The following is a 1,291-nucleotide window of genomic DNA, read 5'->3' on the forward strand; positions in this document are numbered from 1 at the left end:
TGTTTAGACCGGAGACATAGGTAACACCTGTGCCAGGACATGGGTAACACCTTCGGCTCAAGTATCTGCGCTCAGTTTGTTCAAGTCGATTTGCATGAATCGTTGATGGCAGAAGTACACATCGTGCACGCCGTCCTCCTGCGGATGCGGACGAATTCCGATGGGCAAGCGATGCAAGGCTGTAGACGTGCGCAGCTTGTGTCCTGCGAAGTGGATGAAGCCGTTCCAGCCCACCTTGATCACGGTGTCTGTGCTCGGATACTCGATCTCCTTGAGTCGATCCGGGTAGTTCAGCGTGCTGACTCGGTAGTGTTTCGCAGGCACCGTCATGCCTAGCGCTTCGTGGGGGCGGTCGCAGTTGTAGATCTGCCGCCAGGCGTCGAATTTGGCCTGCACCGACGCATGATCTTTGAAGTGCTGACCGGCAATCACCTCGACATCGAGCGTGCGATGAAATCGTTCCAGCTTGCCATTGGTTTGCGGGTGATAGGGGGCGCTGAAGCTCACCCGAATCCCCAAGCGAATCAGCCAGATCGCCAACTCGCTCAGGCTGCGCCCGCCAGCACTCGGGCAGCCCCAAGGTGTCCCGTTATCAGCGTTGATGCAGATGGGCAAACCATAGCGACGAAACACCTGCACCAGTTGGTCATGCACAGAGTGGGTGTCGGTGCGCGCCAGAGCGCTCAGCAGCAGACTGAAGCGTGAGTGATCGTCCGGCAGCGTAAGTCCATGGCATCGGCCAGCCAGCGTGGCGAAGTGTCCCTTGAAGTCGATCTGCCAAAGGCTGTTGGGTGTGTCGTGCTCGAAGCGCTGCCAGTGCTGTGCTGCGCGGCTGGCCTGCGGGCTGATGAGGCCATGGCGATGCAGGATATGCGTGACGGTACTGGGCGCGATCTGGGGCATGCCAAGATCGGCCAAGCGCCGAGCAATCTTGCGCCCACCCCAGGCCGGATGCTCTCGGCGCAGGTTCAACACCGCCTGCTCAACAGTCGCAGGACTGCGCGCCGGCGAAGTGTGAGGTCGACGGCTAGCATCGGACAGTGCTTGCTGAGTCAGCTCACCGTCGGCGATGCGGGCCAACCACTTGTAGCCCGTCTTCGGGCTGATGCCAAAGCGACGGCAAAGCTCACGCTTGTTCGCGCCATCCTGGCGGGCCAATTGGACGAATTCTTGGCGTAGGGACACGGTGCTCTTCTCCATCCAGACCATGGGCTTCTCCCGGGGGCTTGCAACCCTCGAAAGCGTTACCTATGTCCTGGCACACCTGTTACCTATGTCTCCGGTCTAAACA

At 59.8% G+C, this 1,291-nt stretch carries 1 protein-coding gene; it reads right to left on the reverse strand.

What is annotated here, in order from left to right; genetic code table 11:
* Window positions 1-57 precede the first annotated feature (57 nt).
* Window positions 58-1,209 (reverse strand): IS481 family transposase, encoded by a 1,152-nt coding sequence (locus DBR47_RS24500; RefSeq protein WP_124455141.1) that lies wholly within the window; start codon window positions 1,207-1,209, stop codon window positions 58-60.
* Window positions 1,210-1,291: the final 82 nt, after the last annotated feature.

This window comes from Paucibacter sp. KBW04, from assembly GCF_003852425.1.
Classification (GTDB): domain Bacteria; phylum Pseudomonadota; class Gammaproteobacteria; order Burkholderiales; family Burkholderiaceae_C; genus Paucibacter_A.